A 17,976-nucleotide genomic window follows, 5' to 3' on the forward strand; every position below is an offset into this window, starting at 1 on the left:
TTGCGGACGTGCTCGGTGTCGATGACTTCGTTCCCTGCCTGCTCCCGTCCGGCAAGGTTGAACGCATCGAGAGTCTGGCGAGAGACGGGCACAAGGTTCTGATGGTTGGCGACGGGCTCAACGACGCACCGGCGCTGAGCGCCGCGCATGTCTCGATCGCACCCGCCACGGCGGCCGACATTGGCCGCAATGCAGCCGACTTCGTTTTTCTGCGCGAAAGCCTTTTGGCGATCCCGCTGGCGCTGGACGTGTCGCGCAAGGCGGGAAGCCTGATCCGACAGAACATAACAATTGCGATCGTNATCGCGGCGGTCGCGATGTCTGCCTCGTCATTGCTTGTGATTGGAAATGCCATGCGTCTGCAAGGCTTCGCAACGGGTGCGTCGTCCGAAACGTCGCGGCAGGACAGGCCCGCGCGGGCCGGCACCTTGGCCCGATCCTCATGACGACGCTCGCCTATCTCATTCCGGTGGCGCTGTTCCTTGGCGCACTCGGCCTGTCCGGCTTCCTGTGGGCGTTGAGAAGCGGCCANGGTCGCGATGTCTGCCTCGTCATTGCTTGTGATTGGAAATGCCATGCGTCTGCAAGGCTTCGCAACGGGTGCGCCGTCCGAAACTGCGCGGCAGGACAGGCCCGCGCGGGCCGGCGCCTTGGCCCAATCCTCATGACGACGCTCGCCTATCTCATTCCGGTGGCGCTGTTCCTTGGCGCACTCGGCCTGTCCGGCTTCCTGTGGGCGTTGAGAAGCGGCCAGTACGATGATCTCGATGGCGCTGCGGAGCGCATTCTAATCGACCGCGACGACGGCGCGGAGAATCCTCCTCGCTCCAAGTGACTCAGATCAAAGCGCCGCGGGTCGGGATGTCCTATCGTCGTCCGACGAAAGATCAGGAGGGTGAGGATGCAAGCCGAAGCCATCATGACGAAGCCAGTCATCACGACGGATGCGAACGCGACGATCGCGCAANAGGGTGAGGATGCAAGCCGAAGCCATCATGACGAAGCCAGTCATCACGACGGATGCGAACGCGACGATCGCGCAAGCGGTCGAGCTCATGCTTTCAAACAAGGTCAGCTGCCTGCCGGTAACGGACAGCGACGGCACCCTGGTTGGTATTGTAAGCAAAAGCGACTTCTTGCGCCGAGAAGAACTTGGGACCCAGCGTGTGCGTCCGCGCTGGCTGGAGTTTGATCTTGGCCCGGGCACAGTCGCCAATGACTATGCGCGCTCGAACGGACGGATCATCCATGAGNTCGACGAAGCGGCCAAGCTCATGCTTTCAAACAAAGTCAGCTGCCTGCCGTTAACGGACAGCGAAGGTGCCCTGGTTGGCATTGTAAGCAAAAGCGACTTCTTGCGCCGAGAAGAACTTGGGACCCAGCGTGTGCGTCCGCGCTGGCTGGAGTTTGATCTTGGCCCGGGCACAGTCGCCAATGACTATGCGCGCTCGAACGGACGGATCATCCATCAGGTGATGACCACACCCGTCATCTCGGCGCCTCCTAGCGCCTCGATTGCAGATATTGTCGACCTGATGATGCAACATCGCATCAACAATCTTCCGATTGTCGATCGGGACAGGGTCGTCGGCATCATCACGCGAACTGATTTGCTGCTTGTCCTGATCCGCGCCATGCCGAAACAGGGAACCACGCCACCCGATGACGACCTGATCCGCAAGGCTATCCTTGCCGAACTGCAGTCACAAACCTGGAGCGGTGGTGACTTGATCGATGTGAGGGTCAGCGACGGCCTTGTCGAACTGAAGGGGGCGATTGTCGACGAGCGTCAGCGGAAGGCAGCGATCGTTGCGGCTGAGAAGGTTGCCGGCGTCGGGCAAGTCAAGGACGGCCTCCTCCTCAGTACGGATCCGTTCGGTGAAGGTTTCATAGCTGCGGAAAAGGCGGGGACGCGGAGCAGAGTCCCTTTGGTTCTGCTCCCTTCCCACATCACTTGGACATGAGGCCGTCGGCGAGTTCCTTCGGCGTCTAGCGCCCGTCATGGGCGGAGAGTACGCTGTCGGCAGCAAGATGCCCGTCCTGACGGAATGCGATGGCCGCTGCCTGTTTTGGTGGGCTTGGACCGGCGCTTCCTGTGGATCTGAAGAGCGGCCAATACGAAGATCTCGACGGCACCGCCCAGCGCATCCTTATCGATCGGGAAGAGCCGCGAGGCTGAACCGGTTGGCGGCGCCCAACCACTGTGCGGATGCTGGTCGTCAGTCGACCGAGTCTGTGCTGGATTGCCTCGTCATGATGATATCGGCGCGCGTGCGAAGAACGGATCAGCCACAATACGTTGCCGAACCTTTGGCCAGTAGGGGCACGCGATTGGGAAGCCGACCATTCAGAATGCCTAGACATGCAAACGTTTTCACGGCAATCGACCACTCGACCGTGAACCCGCCGTTGCCGGTTTATCGAGCCTGGTTGATCCAGATCAGCGTTATCTCTTCGTCGGCGTGGTTTCATTGACCAGGCTTCCAACGGAGAACGCATGTCTATCGACGATGGGGAGATGAGCGGCAAACCGTGGGTGATTGCGATGCTTCAAGAGCGCTTCGTATCGCAGATAGCCGCTATGGCGGCACGCTGATGGCCGGCTCTGTCGACACATTCGACATCATTGTCGTCGGAGCTGGGCCGGTCGGACTTGCCTTCGCAGCATCGCTCGCCCTGAGCCGACTCAAGGTGGCAGTGGTTGAACGGCAGTCGCTCGACAGCCTGGCGAATCCGGCTTTCGACGGTCGCGAGATCGCGCTGACGCACGCATCAGTGAGAATCCTTCGCGAGCTCGGCGCCTGGGACGCCATGCCCGCATCTGACAAATCACCGCTTCATGGCGCGCGCGTGCTCAACGGATCGAGCCCTTTCGCCCTGTGCTTCGATACTCGCAGCGGATCTGGGGAACCACTCGGATTTCTGGTCCCAAATTGTCGGATCCGCGATGCCCTGTTCAAAATTGTCCACTTCCAGGATCATGCCCGGCTGCTGTGCGGCAACTCGGTCGTCAATGCAACAAATAGCGAAGACGAGGCGGTCATAACGCTTTCTGATGGCAGGCAATTGGCCGCTCGGCTGCTCGTAGCAGCGGATTCGCGTTTGTCCGCGATGCGCGACCTGCTCGGCATTGGCGCCAACATCCATCCGCTTGGCCACTCCATGCTGATTTGCCGAGTGAGGCACGAGCGCTTCCATCACCAGATCGCGGTCGAATGGTTCGACCACCATCAGACCATAGCGATGTTGCCGCTCATGGAAGGCGTGTCGTCGCTGCTTCTGACTTTGCGCTCAATCGAGGCCGATAGACTGTCTGTTCTCGATGACGAATTGTTCCTCATGGAATTGATGAACCGGTGTCGAGGACGCCTCGGGCAGATGACCCTGGCAAGCACCCGCCATGCCTATCCGCTGGTCACGACCTGGGCGCACAAGTTCTCGGCACCGAGTGCGGCACTTATAGGAGACGCTGCCATCGGCATGCACCCGGTGACCGCGCATGGCTTCAACATCGGCCTCAGCGGCCAGAAGCAACTCGCTCATAGCATACTGACAGCATGTCGCGCCCGCCGCGACATTGCCGATCCCGACATGCTCGGCAGATATGAAAGCCGGCTGCGGCTGTCGGCGGCGCCGCTCTATCATGCCACCAACATGCTTGTCGGTCTTTACTCAAGCGAGCACCCGGCGGCACGGCTTGCAAGACATGCTGGGCTCCGCTTTGCCCAACATCTTCCCTTTGTCCGCCATGGCATTTCGGCCATGCTCAGGCGGTGAATCGCACAGAGCGCTACCGCTCTGGAGCGCTGTCTTGGCGCGGCTTCTTTGTCTTGCTGGCTCGCAGCGTCGCGGGCAAGGCTGCTTCCTGGTGACCTTGCCGATCATGGCATGATTCGGATCAAGGCACGCGCGCGGGCGAAACCTTGATGATTCGGCAATGCTGAGCCAAAGGTGTGACCCGAAGCATGGTGAGCGCACTGGTTATCCTCGCTGGGTTAACCCGTCCTTCAGTGGGCTTGCATAGGTTTGGTCCTCGCGAACAATGACGGAAGCAAGCTGGTCCATTCATGGCACCCCTAAAGAAAGAAGAATCGCTGGAGGCCAAAATCCGTCAGGATCAGCTTGCTGACCTGAGGGCCGGGCTCTTCGTGTCGATGCCGATAAGCGCGATCCTGTCAGGCCTGATTTGCGGGGTGCAGGCCCTTTCTGGCGGCGGCTTTGCCGCTGCAAGCTGGTTCCTGGTCGTCAATGCGCTAAATGCCGCCCGGCTTGCACTCGCCCGTTTTCAGCTAAAGGAAACGGGGCGCCATCAGGATTCGCTTGGCGTTTTGCCGCGCCTTCGCATGTTTGGCGTCCTTGCCCTTCTGGCAGGGTTTGCCTGGTCCTTCCCGGCCGTGCTGACTGTTGGATACACAACACCTCAAGCACCGATGCATCTGGTCATACTGGCGGGCATTTCAGCTGGTGCGGTTACATATGGCAGTTCGTATGCCGCGGCGGCGACCAGCTTCATCACACCTCCACTCCTCATCACGGTGGCGTGCCTTTTGGCGAAAGGCAATTTTGAACGCTACATTCTGGCTTTCACCGTTCTGCTCTTCATGGGCGGCTTGGTCCGAGCTTCGTTTGTTGGGCAGGCGCGCTTCCGCGAAGCAAGCCGCCTGAGACATGAGGCAGAGCGACTTGCGTCGGAAATGGAGCGCAACTCCAGGGAGGACCATTTGACCGCCCTTCTCAACAGGCGGGGCCTTGAACACGCCATCGGTCGGTTCAAGACCGCGGATGGCCCCTTCGTGGCAATGCTGATTGATCTGGACGGCTTTAAATCTGTCAACGACACCTACGGTCACAGGACCGGTGATGAACTGCTTGTCATGATCGCCCGCCGCATAGAGCAGGAAGCACCGGAAGGCTCAACGCTAGCTCGTATCGGCGGCGATGAATTCGTGCTGGTTTTTCCCTCAACGAGAGCTTCGCTTTCTGCCAGTGATCTCGCCTCCAATATCATAGCCAAAATTGCTCGCCCCTATATCGGGGTCGCGTCCGTGCGCGTCGGGGCATCGATAGGGATATACTTGGCGCAGACGTCGAGCCTGACTGAAATGCTGTTGCGGGCCGATATCGCCCTTTATACGGCCAAGCGCCATGGCAGGAACGAATTTTGCCTGTTCGATGCCGAACTCGACCGGGAACTCCAACGCCGCCAGTCCATCGAACGGGACCTTCATTCGGCGATAAAGACGGGAAGATTGCAACCTTGGTTCCAGCCGATCGTGAAACTCGACACCGAGGCCGTGGTCGGTTTTGAAGCCTTGCTGAGATGGTCCCATCCGACACATGGTGCCATCTCTCCACCCGAAATCATCACAGCCGCACGCGAAACCGGAATGCTTCAGCTGCTGACGCAAACCGTATTCGCCGACTGTTGTGCTTTTATCGACGGCTTGGTGAAAGCTGACTGTCGTAACATTCGTGTGGCGATGAATGTTTCCCCGCGCGAACTGGAAGCCGGCGATATCGACGACATGGTTCTGGATGGTCTGGCCGCAAGAGGCCTGCCTGCGACGATGTTCGAAATCGAGATTACCGAAGAATCGCCGGTGGACCCGGACAGAGTGGATGAAAAGCTCGGACGGCTTTCACATGCCGGTATTTCCATCGCGCTCGATGACTTCGGCACCGGCTTTTCTACCTTGGCATCTCTCAAGGACCGTCGGATACGCAAGGTGAAAATAGACCAGGGCTTCATTCGCGGCTTGGCCAAGTCCCGAGAGGACCGACTGCTTGTCAAATCCGTCATCGAACTCGGTGACATGCTCGGGATCGAGGTCATGGCCGAGGGCGTCGAAACAGAGGCGGATCGGCAAACCCTGCACAAGCTTGGTTGCCGAACCGCTCAAGGCTTCCTCTTCTCCAAGGCTGTGCCTTTGATGCAAGCACTGGAAATGGCAGTCAAACAGTACGCGAACCAGTTGTGACCGCTCCCGCCGCGCCGGCTGTCGCGGCCGTGCGCTGCCGAATTTGGCTACAGAGACTTGCCTGATCGAAACACGTGGCAGTGGGCGTTGTGCATCAGCCGGCGAACAGTTCCTTGTAGCCGGTCGTCACCATCCAGTTCGCACGGTCGATATGGCTGCGAAGAGCTTTGCGGGCGCGGACCGGGTCAATGGACGGGTCGATGCCGAGAATGCGCTCGGCCATCTCCTTTTCGCTGGCATTGTCGGCGCAGGCATCCAGGATCCGCAGGTAGATCGTGAAATGCTCCCTGTCGTAGCTCGTGAGGTTCTCCGACCAGGGGACTTCATCGCTCAAACTTGAGCTTCGAGTCTCATCCGTTCCCATTGGTCCATTCATGCCTGCGAACCTCGCCTGTGAGCGCAGGCAGTATATCCCAAAATGGGATAATCCGAAACCGGGATTAGTCGCTGATCCGGTCTTTACCCGACCGGTTCGCCTCCATGCCCAAATCCCTTCGATCGCCCCGCCACCAGCGGTTCCTGGCCCGGCTGGTTTTGCTGCGCAAGGCCAAAGGCCTGACCCAGAAGCAGCTGGCTGACAAGCTTGGTCGTCCCCAATCCTTCGTGGCCAAGTACGAGGGCGCAGAGCGGCGTCTCGATGTCATCGAGTTTCTCGACATAACTGCGGCCCTTGACGCTGATCCGTGCGAGATTCTCTCCAGCCTCCGGTCCTAGCGGGCGCGCCGCATCCATCATGATCACGGACAGGAATATTGAGTGGGACAACGCCTCAATTTGTTGAAAGGCGAGCGCTGGTTTTCGGAGGAAGCCGCGCGCACGGCGCCGATGCCTTTTGGTTCTCGACGTAACTGCGGCGCCTGACCATGTGCGAAAAAACTTGGCGGGCGCCCGCGCGCCTGACGACGCGCACCAGGTGCTCGTGAACCGAGCCCGCTTTTCTTCGGCAAGCTCAGGCGGTCTCGGCCATTCGGCTTCGCCCCTTGGCGTGGGCAGCCCTTCGGGCTGTGACGGCCGCCGCCCTTGCGGGCGGCGCGGTTTGTCTGTTTGGCCTTTCCCGGTGGCGCGGGGCGGGCGACACTCCCTTCTAGACCCGCCGCGGCAGCCCGCAACCCTTCGCGTGCCGCTCAGGGTCCTCCTCTTCGTTCCGGTCCTTCGGATGCGGTCCGCCTACCACGGCGGGCCTTTCCGGTCGCGACTCGCCGCCCACCCCGCTTCCGGGGAAAGGCGCGGCGATTGGCGAGCGGAGGATAACACATGCGTGCAAACAGCAAGCGTACCACCAGCGGAGAGGCTGGCGCAGGCAAGGGCAGGCGCCCAGGCGCAAGCCTCTATCAGGAGATCACCGACCGCATCATTGCCGAGCTGGAGCGCGGCACCGTGCCATGGGTCAAGCCATGGGGCAGCGCAAAAGCAGGCCTCGGCCTGCCGAGGAATGCGTCCACGGGGCGCACCTATTCCGGCATCAATATCCTCATCCTGTGGGGCGCCGTCATCGAGCGCAGCTATCCCAGCCAGAATTGGCTGACCTTCCGGCAGGCGCTTGCCCTGGGCGGCAATGTCAGGAAGGGCGAGCGCGGCACGACGATCGTGCATGCCGACCGCTTTGTCCCAAAGAACGAGAAGGAGCGCGCACGCCACGAGGGCGATGCACCACAGGCCGTGCCTTTTCTGAAGCGCTTTACCGTCTTCAATGTCGCGCAATGCGACAATCTTCCGGAACACCTCCATGCCCCTGCCGAGCCGCTGCCACAGTGCGAGATCGTGCCGCAGCCCGAGACGCTCATTCTCGCCAGCGGTGCGGATTTCAGGGTCGGCGGCGATCGCGCTTTCTACATGCCGTGCAGCGACCACATTCAGGTGCCGCCGCAGCCAGCGTTCCATCAGCAGATCGACTATTACCGGACCTGCTTTCACGAGCTAGGCCACTGGACCGGCCACCCGACGCGGCTTGCTCGCGACCTCTCCGGCTCGTTCGGCTCCAAGGCCTACGCGCGTGAAGAATTGGTCGCCGAAATCACTGCCGCCTTCGTCTGCAGCAATCTCGGCATCGAGCCGACCGTGCGTCACGCCGATTACATCGGCTCATGGCTGAAGGTGCTGCGCGAGGACAACCGCGCTATATTCCGTGCCGCCAGCCTAGCTTCAAAGGCCGCTGATTTCCTGTTTGGCCTTCCGGCCGATGCGGAAGGCGAGGCGCAAGAAGGGATTGCGGCATGACGATGCGCGATCCTCAACTGACCGCGACCGAGCCGACGCCGCAAAGGAGCAGACGCTCATTCCCGGCGTCCAGCCGATCACCACGCGGGCAAACCCTCCTGATGGACGCGCCGATGTGTCCGCGCGCGGCGCAAAGCTGCTCGAGGTCGGTTTCTAATGGGGAGGCGGATCAGAGGAAGGTCCGGTGAACCTTTCTCCCGCCGGACGCAAGAAGTCAACGCGACCCGTTCTGACAAGGAGTCTTTCCATGATCCTGATCACCAATCCACTGCGCGCACGACTGCTCGCCCATGGCGCCGCCGGCGCCGACATCGACCATTTTCCCGTTGTGAAACTGTTTGATCCGACAGGTGCCGCGACCTCGCTTCTGAGCGAACTCGACGCCGATGGCGACACGCTGTTCGGTCTTTGCGATCTCGGCTTCGGCTTCCCCGAACTTGGCAGCGTCAGTCTGGCCGAGCTTGCATCCGTAAAAGGGCCGCTTGGCCTCGGCATAGAGCGCGACCTGCATTTCCAGGCGCGCTTTCCGATCTCCGTCCATGCCGAAGCCGCCCGCATTTTGCGGCCACGTCACCGAGGCCGAGCGACTGCTGCGGCAGGCAGCAGACGCCCTATCAAAGCCCCATTCCGAGCTTCCGCCCGACACGGCGGAACAGCAGCGCCGATAGGCGCAAAAACCGTCCCGCCGCGTCGGCCTTCGGCCTCCGCGGCGGGGACAACCCGGCAGGCGGCGCTATTTCGCCGCGAAATCGCTTGCCGACGAGCGCGGTGAAGGCGATCCCTTGCCCTGCGCCATCATGGAGGACGGTGACGACGCCGATGCGCTCGAAGCTTCCTGATCGAAAACCTCGCCCGCCTCGATCCTGACGAAGTATGGCAATGGGAGACGTTTCGCGGCTTGTCAGGCAAGGCCGCACCGTTCTCGACATCGCTGTGACCTTCGGCATCACTGATCTCAAGGTCAAACGCATTCTGGCGCTTGGCGACCTCTTGCCCAAAATCCGCGAAGCCTATCGGCGCGAGGAGATCGACACCGAGCCGGTGCGCCATCTCACCATGTCTTCCAAGGCGCAGCAGAAGGACTGGCTGGCACTCTGTGCCGATCCCGATCAATACGCGCCGCGTGGCTATCAATTGAAGCAATGGCTGTTCGGCGGCCAGTCGATTTCCACCAAGGTGGCACTGTTTGCCATCGAGGAGTATCCCGGCCTGATCACCTCGGACCTGTTCGGCGAGGACAGCTATTTCGCCGATGCCGACCTGTTCTGGCAAAAGCAGAACGAAGCGATTGCCACCAAACGCGACACCTATCTCAACGAGGGCTGGAGCGAGGTTGTGCGCTGGAACCGAGCCAGTATTTCCACGCATGGGACCACGAGAAGACCCCGAAGAAGAAGGGCGGCAAGATCGTCATCACTGTCTCGCATCGCGGCGAGGTCGAGTGTCACGAGGGCTGGCTGTCACGCAAGGAAGCCCGCCGCGCCCGCGAGGGCGGCGAGCAAGAAGAAACAGCCGCCAAGCTGCCGCGCCCCGAAGTCACCGGCCCGATGCACAACTATATCGATCTGCATCGCCATGCCGCCGTGCGCGCGGCCATGCTCGACCATCCCGCCGTGGCGCTGCGCCTCGTGGTGGCGCACGCCATCACCGGTTCGGGCCTGTGGCAGGTGCGGCCTGAGCCGCAGCGCGCAGCCAACGAGACGGTGACTGCCAGCCTTGCCGGCTGCAAGGCTGAAGCCGCATTCGGCAAAAAGCGGCGCGAGGTATTGGCCCTGCTCGGATCACCGGATGAGGATAGCTTGGTCGCCGGCGGCAATGGCGACGCCGTTGCTATCGCCGGCGTGTTCGCGCGCCTCTTGGCGCTCTGCGACGACGATGTCATGCGCGTTCTCACCCTTGTCGTGGCCGAGACGCTTGCAGCCGGCAGCGCCGTCGTCGAGGCGCTCGGCAACCACCTGAACGTCGACATGGGCATATGGTGGCAACCGGACGATGCTTTCTTCGACCTCTTGCGCGACAAGGAAATCGCCAATTCGATGCTGGCCGACGTCGGCGGCAAGCTGGTCGCGGACGGCAATGTCGCCGAGAAGGTCAAGACGCAAAAGAACATCATCCGCGACTTCCTGGCGGGCGAGAATGGCCGCCCCTGGGTCGAGACCTGGCTGCCGCGCTGGATGAAATTCCCGGCCGAAAGCTACACCAGCCGCAGCGGCTCCGCACCCCGATCAGTGGACACAAGTGCAGCCGCTGTTCGTGCGCGAATAGTCGATCAGGGCCCGAGCGGCGGTTCTCTCGATTACCGCCGCTCAGGTCGCGCGCGCCGCTACGGGCCACGCCGGCTGCCGATTGGGCGTCTTGTCGAGCCAGTGCCGCGCGCGAGAAATTCCGACGCCAGTTCGCCCCATTTCGGCAGCCCCGCACCTCGCCGGGTTGCTTGCTGAGGCGCCAAAGGCCCATGGGGCCAATTGTCCGATCCGGTTGCCGACAGAGCCCGCGCAGCCGGCGCTCTGCATTGCGGCCGGCTTCTTGTGTCACCGATCGCGCCACCTGTCTCCATTGTGTCTCGGGGACCATTCCCTGCGGCTGGCTTGTCGACCTATGGGCGGATCAGGCCCGCCCGAAACCCTCGCCGGCAGCTTTTTTCCCCGCCGCCTGCGGCGGCTTCCTCGCGCCGCTTCGCTTCAAAAAAGCTGCCCGCGCGGGTCCTCCGCTATCGCTGCGGCCGTCCCGGTTCCGGCGGTCCGGACGCGCCCATCACGGTCCGCCATCGCAGGGGAATGGTCCCTTGCGAGCACCAAGAGGAGACTGGAAATGACCGCGATCGGATACGTCACCAAACAGGAAAACGGCGGCTACAAGGGCCAGCTCAAGACGCTCAGCGTCCGCGCCGACATCGATATCGTGCCCAATCAGGCAAAGAGCGCCGACACCCATCCCGACTTCCGGGTGCTGACGCAAGGGGTCGAAGTGGGTGCGGGCTGGATCCGCACCGGCGAGACCTCCGGCAAGGACTATGTGAGCCTGTCGATTGCCGCCCCCGAGTTTGGCCCCCGCAAGCTCTACGCCAATCTCGGCCGCGCCGCCGGCCAGGATGACGACGACACTTACGCCATCATCTGGAACCCGGTCGACTAACCGGCCGATCCGGAAAGCCCCGCGCCGCCACCGGCGCGGGGTCCTCTCTCAGGACCCGTGAGGCCGCCGAAGGGGGCGGCGAAAACTCGCCCCCCACTCTTCGCCCGTCCCCAAAACGATCTCGCTCGCCGATCCTCGCCTTCGCTTGTCCGTAGCGAAACGAGGATCATCATGGACGACGAAAACGAACGCGCAGCCCGCGCCAAGAAGGGCAGTCCGTTTCTCAATACCGCGCAAGCGGCCTTCTATATCGGGCTGTCCCAGCGCACGCTGGAGAAGATGCGCCTCAAGGGCGGCGGCCCGCAATTCCGCAAGCACGGCCGCTATGTCCGCTATCACATCGACGAACTCGACGATTGGTCGAAGGGGCACGCGCAGGAGACCGGGCCCGAGGACGGCGGGCACGATTCCGGCTCGGCCGGCGAGGGAGGCCGCTCATGAGCCGGCGTCCCACCATCCATCTGATCGGCAGCCATCTGCGGCGCATTCGGGCGCGCAAGACGATCGCCATGGCCACGATGGGCCTTGCCCTGATCGGCTTCGCCGCCTTCGGCAAACCATCGCCCTGGCTGGTCTGGAACGCCTCGGCGAGTGCGCCGGTCGGCCTCTATCGCGTCGCGTCCGGATCGCCGGCTCTTGGTGATCTCGTACTCGTCCGCCCGCCAAAACCGGTCGTCGATCTGGCCGCCGAACGCTTCTATCTGCCCAGCAACGTGCCGCTGGTCAAGCACCTTGCCGCGCTGGCTGGCGAGCACGTCTGCGCCTTCGGCGACGCCATCATCATCGGCGGCGAGATAGCCGCGCGCCGGCTTGCAACCGACACGCAGCACCGTCCGCTGCCTTCGTGGAATGCCTGCCGAAAGCTCGCCGCTGCCGAGGTTTTCCTACTCGGCAGCGACGAAAATCGCTCGTTCGACAGCCGCTATTTCGGGCCGGTGCCGACCGAAAATATCATCGGGAGGCTCGTGCCGCTATGGACCGAGTGACCCTCCTGATGCTGGGCATGGTGTCTCTCGCACCATGCTCCTGTTCCGCGGCGACCAACACGAAGCCGGTCGTCATCTCCCATAGTCCGCAGCTTGCAAGATGGCAGCCCTTCGTAGCCGAAGCAAGCCGGCGTTTCAGCATTCCACAGACTTGGATTTATGCCGTCATGGATGCCGAAAGCCGGGGGCAGACAAGGCTCAATGGACGGCCGGTCACGTCGAGCGCCGGTGCCATTGGCCTGATGCAGGTGATGCCAGGCACCTACGAGGAGTTGCGCGCAGAGCTTGGCCTGGGAGCCGCCCCGCACGACCCTCGCGACAACATTCTGGCAGGCACTGCCTATCTGCGCGCCATGTATGACCGCTTCGGATTTCCAGGCCTGTTTGCAGCCTATAACGCTGGGCCGGAGCGCTACGAACAGCATTTGCAGCGCGGGCGACCGCTGCCTAGCGAGACGGTTTCGTATCTGGAAGAGATCAAGGCGGCGGGCATTTCGGCCGGCGATATGGACGCGCTCACCGGCAAATCCCGTTCCAAAAGCGCGCCGGGAATCCCGTCCGGGCAGTCGCTGTTTTTTCTCCGAAACGGTGTTTCCGTGACCGGCCCGAATGGCCAACTCCTGGTGCCGCTCGGATCGGAGCGAGCAAGATCAGGCCGGCCGGATCGCAGGTGAGGGCAGCGGCTACCGTGGTTCGGGCGGGGGCAGGGAGGCAGGTCCGCGGAAGGCAAGATAAAGGCAGCGCCTCCTGGAGGCGGCGAAGTGTTTGTCTGCACATCGTTTTTCCAGGAGGTTGCCTCCGGGTCCAGGAGGGTCTGGCGGGCAAGCTTCTGATTTTGCTGCTGGTTCATCGGAGGCCGCTTGCAGGATGACGAATTCACGCCGAAGCTCGGCAAAATTGGCTCGCGCGGCTCGAAGGCGGGCAAACGCTACGCTGGCCAGGTGCAGGCCGCGATCAACCGAGCAGGCGGCAGGAGCGGACGCGGCAGCCGCTTCATCGGAAGCCGGGTGGGGCGCGGCGGGGCCGCTGCCGCCGTTCTTAGAGCGCGCGACCGCGACGCGGCGTTTCGGCAGCGGCGCGCAGTCGTCAAGGCACGCATCGTCAAGCTGGCCGGCAAGGGAGCCGACGGGGCTCGTGCGCACCTCCGCTACCTCCAGCGCGACGGCGTCACCCGGGAAGGCGAGCCTGGCGAGCTCTACGCTGCCGACAATGACCGCGCGGACGGCAGGGCCTTTCTCGATCGCGCGAACGGTGACCGTCATCAGTTCCGCTTCATCGTCGCCCCTGAAGACGGTATCGAGTATGATGACCTGAAGCCGCTCACCCGGCGCCTCATGGCGCAAATGGAAGAAGACCTCGGCACCACGCTAGACTGGGTGGCCGTCGACCATTTCAACACCGGCCATCCCCACACCCACATCATCGTGCGCGGCAGGGATGATCACGGCGAAAACCTCGTCATAGCGCGTGACTACATCTCCTCTGGCTTGCGCGAGCGCGCAGCCGAACTGGTTAGCCTCGACCTTGGCCCGCGCACCGACCGCGAGATCGAGCAGCGCTTGCGCCAGGAGATGGATCAGGAACGCTTCACCAGCATCGACCGGCAGCTGATGCGCATGCGCGACGATGAGGGGTGTGTCTCACTGGCCAGCCGACACACCTTTCGCCAGACGCTGCACCAGGGCCGCCTGCGCAAGCTCGAGCGGATGGGCCTCGCCGGGGAGATGCCTGCCGGTCGCTGGCGCCTGGAGGATGAGCTCGAAGCCACGCTACGCCGCATCGGCGCGCGCGGCGATATCGTCAAGACCATCCATCGCGAGCTGACCGGCAAGGGGCTCGTCCGCAGTGCCGCCGACCATCTTATCCACGATCGATCCGACGGGTCGGCTCAAACCGTGGTCGGACGTGTCGTCGGGCGCGGGCTGGCCGACGAAATCACTGACCGCCATTACCTCGTCGTCGACGGCGTGGACGGCAAAAGCCACTATTTTGATATCGGCAAAGGCGAGGCCACCCAACCGACACCAGAGGGCTGCATAGTGCGGGTCAGGCCGAGGGACACCGGGCCAAGAAAAGTCGACCGCACAATTGCCGGCATCGCCACGGTCAACGACGGGCGCTACAGCATCGATATCCATCTCAAGCATGACCCCTCGGCCACCGAACGCTTTGCCGAAACGCACGTGCGGCGACTGGAGGCGATCCGCCGTGCGACCGGTGGCGTCGAGCGCGAGCCGGACGGCACATGGACAGTCGCGCCCGACCATCTCAACCGCGTTGCGGATTACGAGCGTCAGCGAGCGAGGGCCCAGCCTGTTGTCGTCGACAAGCTCTCATCAATGCCGCTGGAGAGCCAAGTAGGCTTCGACGGCGCCACCTGGATCGACCAGGAGCTGGTATCAGCCCACCCTGAGTCCTTGCGCGACTCTGGCTTCGGTCGCGAAGTACGTCAGATCCAGGCCCGCCGACAGCAGTGGCTGATCGCGCAAGGTCTTGCCCATGATGCGCAGGATCGGGTCATCTATCGCGCCAACATGCTTTCAATGCTGCGCCAACGAGAGCTGAACCGTGTTGCCAGTCAGCTCTCGGACGAACTCGGGCTCTCGTATTCTGAAGCGCAGCATGGCAATCGAATAGACGGAACGCTGCGCTGCTGCGTCGAGCTCGCCGGCGGAAAATACGGTGTCATCGAGAAATCGCGCGAGTTCACGCTGGTGCCTTGGCGGCCGGTGCTTGAGCATCAAATCGGCAAGGAGGTGTCTGGCGTGGTGCGCGCCGAGGGGATTTCCTGGATGATCGGACGCCAGAGGAGCGGGCCCGGCGTTTCGTGAACTGGCTATAATTTATTTGTCTGCGTTGAAACACATACTCAGCCCAGACGGAGTTCCTCCGCCTGCTGCTTGCTCGCAGCATTCATTTGGCGGAGAGTCAGTGTTCTGCATTTTGTAGTTCGCTCTGTCAAAAAGCGCTGGGAATATGCACCATGTTCTGCGTTGACACGGAAGGCGCGCCGACAGGTGCTGCGGATCGGCTCCCGATGCGCTGCCAGCTAGAAAGGTGGGCTGACTCGTGACAGCGCAAGGGGCTCTGGCGGCCGCGGTACGGCGACGCGAGTTCTGGCATCGAGGATGAAGCCGCACTTCCCCTCTTATTCTACTCGCAGGACCGGCAGACGCGGCGGTCGCCCGTGCGAGCATGCTGTTGGCCCTGGCGTGAACTGGCAGTCCGTCCCGGGGGACTTTGTAACGGAGAAAACTAGGCGGAAAGAGGCGCGCGGCCCGTCTCCCCAGCAACCCGCCTTGCGGATCCTCCTCTGCCCGCTTCACAGACGGGGATACCCTCCGCCCCCTCGCTATTCGTTGCCCGCCGCTATGCAAAGGACAGGCGACCTGAATCCGTGCTCAAGCCGATCTGGCGGCAGAGAGGGGAGTCTCGGGCTGAACATGGGACCCGTGATGGACATAATTGCCACGCGAATCCTCATGTTCGCCTAACCGGCCGGAACGATTTGCAATCCGGGCAGGCAAATTAAGGAGTAGCTCGTTCCGTTTGCAAGCCCAGACAAGTCTTGGTTTTCTCACGGGCGCGATACAAAAGGCACAGGCTGGACTTGGCTGCCGGGGGCGGGGCTTGTCGACCGCTCGATTGAAAGTGAGATGCGAGGCGGAGAATCACCCATGTGCAGAGCGGCAAGGCGCTCGCCTATGTCCCTGTCATTCACCGTTAGTCGATGGTTTAGACGAAGATAGTCCGTCCATGTCGGCGTGCGGAATGTCTCGGTCCAAAGCGTCGACTTCTGAAGGTCTCGCTGGAGGGTCCAGTCCCGCGCACCGGCGCGGCTCTGAACGCGCCGCCTTTCGCGCATGCAGCTCAGAAATTCATCGATACTCTCCTCGAGTATCGAGTACTCCACCTTGATCACGATCGGACCGCTCCTGGGCTTCAAAGGGAGGGCCAGTTCTGGTGGCCTGAAGTCGACGGCCGCTTGATCCGATTCCTCCCATAGCCGCACCGGCAATAGCTTTCCCACAGCCGCGCCCAGCAACAGTGCCGCTGCAGCACCTTCCAAAGCCCACGTCAGCGAATAGTACTGCGCGACAGCACCCCAGATCCAGCTACCCGCTGCCATGCCGCCGTAGGTCAGGGCGTAATAAATGGACAGGGTGCGACCAACGACCCACCTTGGGCTTGCCAACTGCACACACACGTCGGTTCCGGTCCAGGTGACAACCCAGCCAGCGCCACCGATTGCAAGCGCGATCGCCGCCACAGCCACCGACGATGTGAGGGCCATCAAAAGGCAGCACGTTGCGCAAGCAACGGATGCGAGCGTGATCAATCGGTTCTGGGACGTGATGCGTCTCAAGTAGCTGCTGCCAATGCCGGCGATGAAGGCGCCTGTGCCGAAGCCGGCCAATAGCACGCCGTACACAATTGGCCCTCCCGCCAGTTGGTCGCGAACCAGGAGGGGGAGCAAAGCAAGGATCGAGATGCTTGATAGCCCGAACAGGGTTGCACGCACGATCGCCACTCTGATCTCTGAGGATATCGCCGTGAATCGCATGCCATCATGAATGGCCGTAGTCATCCGCTCGCGCGGAAGAGGCGAAGAGCGAACTTGCCACTGTGAGCGCAAAACAGCGCTCAACGGGACCAGGTCACTTAGCGCAGCGAGGGCGAAAGCCGTAAGGGGGCCCAGCAAAGCTAAGATTACACCGCCCAGCGCCGGTCCTATGCTCCGAACCACGTTGTACCCCACCGACATCAGCGTCACTGCAGCGGGTATGTCGCGCTTTTCCAGGATATCGCCGACCGAGGCGTGCCAGGCTGGATCGTTCAAGGCAAAGCCGCATCCGGCCAAGAAACTCAGTCCCAGGATCAGCCATGGACTAGCAAAGCCCAGTCCCACAGAGAGTGCCAGCGCCGTGGATGCCAGTGCGATCAGGCAGTGTCCGGCAAGCATCACGCCACGGCGGCTGAAGCTGTCTGCAATGGCTCCAGCAAGGATCGACAGGAAGAACGCGGGCAGTGTCGATGCAGCCTGTACGAGCGCAACCATCAGATCGGAGGCTGAAATCGTGGCCATGAGCCAGCTTATAGCCACGCTCTGCACCAGCCAGCCAAGGCTGGATATCTGCGTGGCTGTCCAGATAGAACGAAAGACCGGGTTGTGAAGAGGGATCAGTGTGTTTGCCGCAAAGCGCGGAGGATCTTGACGCCGCATCACTTCTCGCCTCCACTGGGTGTCGTTCTTCCGCTCATTTGCTTGCAGCGGTGCGGCTCTGTGCACTGACTGCGTCACAACGAAGTTCCGAGATCGCGCTCGCAACAAGGACAATGTGGCATCCACGGTGCTGATGCGCGTTGAGGTACCAACCTGGCCGTTAGCTGATGGGTCCCGCAGCCCGCTTGGTGCGGTCAGTTCTGCCCTGCGACTCTTGGCTTTGGACGGTGCTAGCGCCCCGATGGCCGGCTTGTCAAACTGCCGTAGTGCCAGCACATCCATCCCATCTGTTGAACGCGATCTCCGACGAGGTCGAGCAGCAGTAGGTCAACGGCAAATCTGGGTATTTCCGCTTCCGGTCGAGCGCGTGGCCATCGTCCAGAAACCCGAAGACGTTCATCACCCATGCGACCACGCGCCCGAGACGATGCGACAC

Annotated in this window: 15 protein-coding genes and 2 pseudogenes; 15 read left to right on the top strand and 2 right to left on the bottom strand. The window is 62.1% G+C overall.

What is annotated here, in order from left to right; genetic code table 11:
• From X756_RS0133715 to X756_RS158475, 6 genes and pseudogenes are all read left to right on the top strand, one after another.
• Window positions 1-446, top strand: a 446-nt coding sequence (locus tag X756_RS0133715; protein WP_031237894.1) for an HAD-IC family P-type ATPase, incomplete at its 5' end; no start/stop codon positions are given.
• Window positions 443-529 (top strand): annotated as a pseudogene (gene ccoS, locus X756_RS1000000167140) (cbb3-type cytochrome oxidase assembly protein CcoS); the annotation flags it as partial. The gene X756_RS0133715 and the pseudogene ccoS (X756_RS1000000167140), both read left to right, overlap by 4 nt.
• Window positions 530-664: 135 nt before the next feature.
• Window positions 665-835, top strand: coding sequence for a cbb3-type cytochrome oxidase assembly protein CcoS (gene ccoS / locus X756_RS158485; protein WP_023697810.1), 171 nt, complete (start codon window positions 665-667; stop codon window positions 833-835).
• 142 nt (window positions 836-977) lie between these two features.
• Entirely contained in the window at window positions 978-1,964 is a 987-nt protein-coding gene (locus X756_RS1000000166585; RefSeq protein ID WP_023729021.1) for a CBS domain-containing protein, read from the top strand.
• Window positions 1,965-2,595: 631 nt separating this feature from the next.
• Window positions 2,596-3,777 (top strand): 5-demethoxyubiquinol-8 5-hydroxylase UbiM, encoded by a 1,182-nt coding sequence (gene ubiM / locus X756_RS158480; RefSeq protein ID WP_023729023.1) that lies wholly within the window; start codon window positions 2,596-2,598, stop codon window positions 3,775-3,777.
• A 290-nt stretch (window positions 3,778-4,067) separates the two neighbouring features.
• Window positions 4,068-5,978 (top strand): bifunctional diguanylate cyclase/phosphodiesterase, encoded by a 1,911-nt coding sequence (locus tag X756_RS158475; protein WP_023685543.1) that lies wholly within the window; start codon window positions 4,068-4,070, stop codon window positions 5,976-5,978.
• Window positions 5,979-6,072: 94 nt separating this feature from the next.
• Here the strand turns inward: X756_RS158475 and X756_RS158470 are convergent, their stop codons facing one another.
• The gene (locus tag X756_RS158470; protein WP_081726268.1) at window positions 6,073-6,354 is read right to left on the bottom strand and encodes a DUF2285 domain-containing protein; all 282 of its coding nucleotides are present in this window, start codon (window positions 6,352-6,354) and stop codon (window positions 6,073-6,075) included.
• A 104-nt stretch (window positions 6,355-6,458) separates the two neighbouring features.
• Here X756_RS158470 and X756_RS1000000167150 point away from each other — a divergent pair, with 104 nt between their 5' ends.
• The 9 genes and pseudogenes from X756_RS1000000167150 to rlxS all read left to right on the top strand — a co-directional run bounded on the left by X756_RS1000000167150 (window position 6,459) and on the right by rlxS (window position 15,147).
• Window positions 6,459-6,692, top strand: coding sequence for a helix-turn-helix transcriptional regulator (locus tag X756_RS1000000167150; RefSeq protein ID WP_023708050.1), 234 nt, complete (start codon window positions 6,459-6,461; stop codon window positions 6,690-6,692).
• Window positions 6,693-7,232: 540 nt separating this feature from the next.
• Entirely contained in the window at window positions 7,233-8,195 is a 963-nt protein-coding gene (locus X756_RS158460) for a zincin-like metallopeptidase domain-containing protein (RefSeq protein WP_023729025.1), read from the top strand.
• 247 nt (window positions 8,196-8,442) lie between these two features.
• Window positions 8,443-8,863 (top strand): annotated as a pseudogene (locus tag X756_RS01000000165240) (DUF2958 domain-containing protein).
• A gap of 879 nt (window positions 8,864-9,742) precedes the next feature.
• Window positions 9,743-10,636, top strand: coding sequence for a hypothetical protein (locus X756_RS1000000169710; RefSeq protein WP_023740427.1), 894 nt, complete (start codon window positions 9,743-9,745; stop codon window positions 10,634-10,636).
• Between the two features lie 370 nt (window positions 10,637-11,006).
• The gene (locus X756_RS158450; RefSeq protein WP_023672372.1) at window positions 11,007-11,330 is read left to right on the top strand and encodes a DUF736 domain-containing protein; all 324 of its coding nucleotides are present in this window, start codon (window positions 11,007-11,009) and stop codon (window positions 11,328-11,330) included.
• Window positions 11,331-11,501: 171 nt separating this feature from the next.
• Complete coding sequence (locus X756_RS158445) at window positions 11,502-11,771, top strand: helix-turn-helix domain-containing protein (RefSeq protein WP_023672373.1); 270 nt, start codon at window positions 11,502-11,504, stop codon at window positions 11,769-11,771.
• Window positions 11,768-12,316, top strand: coding sequence for a S26 family signal peptidase (locus X756_RS158440; protein WP_023729028.1), 549 nt, complete (start codon window positions 11,768-11,770; stop codon window positions 12,314-12,316). Before X756_RS158445 ends, X756_RS158440 begins: the two co-directional genes overlap by 4 nt.
• 17 nt (window positions 12,317-12,333) lie before the next feature.
• Window positions 12,334-12,990: a lytic transglycosylase domain-containing protein gene (locus X756_RS158435; RefSeq protein ID WP_348529819.1), complete on the top strand. Its 657-nt coding sequence runs from the start codon at window positions 12,334-12,336 to the stop codon at window positions 12,988-12,990.
• Window positions 12,991-13,176: 186 nt separating this feature from the next.
• Complete coding sequence (rlxS, locus tag X756_RS158430; RefSeq protein WP_023729030.1) at window positions 13,177-15,147, top strand: relaxase/mobilization nuclease RlxS; 1,971 nt, start codon at window positions 13,177-13,179, stop codon at window positions 15,145-15,147.
• 746 nt (window positions 15,148-15,893) lie between these two features.
• On the opposite strand, the gene X756_RS158425 is transcribed toward rlxS, so the two are convergent.
• Window positions 15,894-17,540 carry an MFS transporter gene (locus tag X756_RS158425; RefSeq protein ID WP_023689403.1) on the bottom strand — a complete coding sequence of 549 codons (1,647 nt, stop codon included), beginning with the start codon at window positions 17,538-17,540 and terminating at the stop codon, window positions 15,894-15,896.
• Window positions 17,541-17,976: the final 436 nt, after the last annotated feature.

Source organism: Mesorhizobium sp. LNJC405B00, assembly GCF_000502615.1.
Classification (GTDB): Bacteria; Pseudomonadota; Alphaproteobacteria; order Rhizobiales; family Rhizobiaceae; genus Mesorhizobium.

Coding starts and splice junctions, on each gene's coding strand:
- ubiM (WP_023729023.1), top strand. CDS start 2,596: ATGGCCGGCTCTGTCGACACATTCGACATCATTGTCGTCGGAGCTGGG.
- X756_RS158440 (WP_023729028.1), top strand. CDS start 11,768: ATGAGCCGGCGTCCCACCATCCATCTGATCGGCAGCCATCTGCGGCGC.
- X756_RS158470 (WP_081726268.1), bottom strand. CDS start 6,354: ATGAATGGACCAATGGGAACGGATGAGACTCGAAGCTCAAGTTTGAGC.
- X756_RS158475 (WP_023685543.1), top strand. CDS start 4,068: ATGGCACCCCTAAAGAAAGAAGAATCGCTGGAGGCCAAAATCCGTCAG.
- X756_RS158425 (WP_023689403.1), bottom strand. CDS start 17,540: ATGCGGCGTCAAGATCCTCCGCGCTTTGCGGCAAACACACTGATCCCT.
- X756_RS158460 (WP_023729025.1), top strand. CDS start 7,233: ATGCGTGCAAACAGCAAGCGTACCACCAGCGGAGAGGCTGGCGCAGGC.
- X756_RS158445 (WP_023672373.1), top strand. CDS start 11,502: ATGGACGACGAAAACGAACGCGCAGCCCGCGCCAAGAAGGGCAGTCCG.
- X756_RS1000000169710 (WP_023740427.1), top strand. CDS start 9,743: ATGCACAACTATATCGATCTGCATCGCCATGCCGCCGTGCGCGCGGCC.
- X756_RS158450 (WP_023672372.1), top strand. CDS start 11,007: ATGACCGCGATCGGATACGTCACCAAACAGGAAAACGGCGGCTACAAG.
- X756_RS1000000167150 (WP_023708050.1), top strand. CDS start 6,459: ATGCCCAAATCCCTTCGATCGCCCCGCCACCAGCGGTTCCTGGCCCGG.
- X756_RS158435 (WP_348529819.1), top strand. CDS start 12,334: ATGGTGTCTCTCGCACCATGCTCCTGTTCCGCGGCGACCAACACGAAG.
- ccoS (WP_023697810.1), top strand. CDS start 665: ATGACGACGCTCGCCTATCTCATTCCGGTGGCGCTGTTCCTTGGCGCA.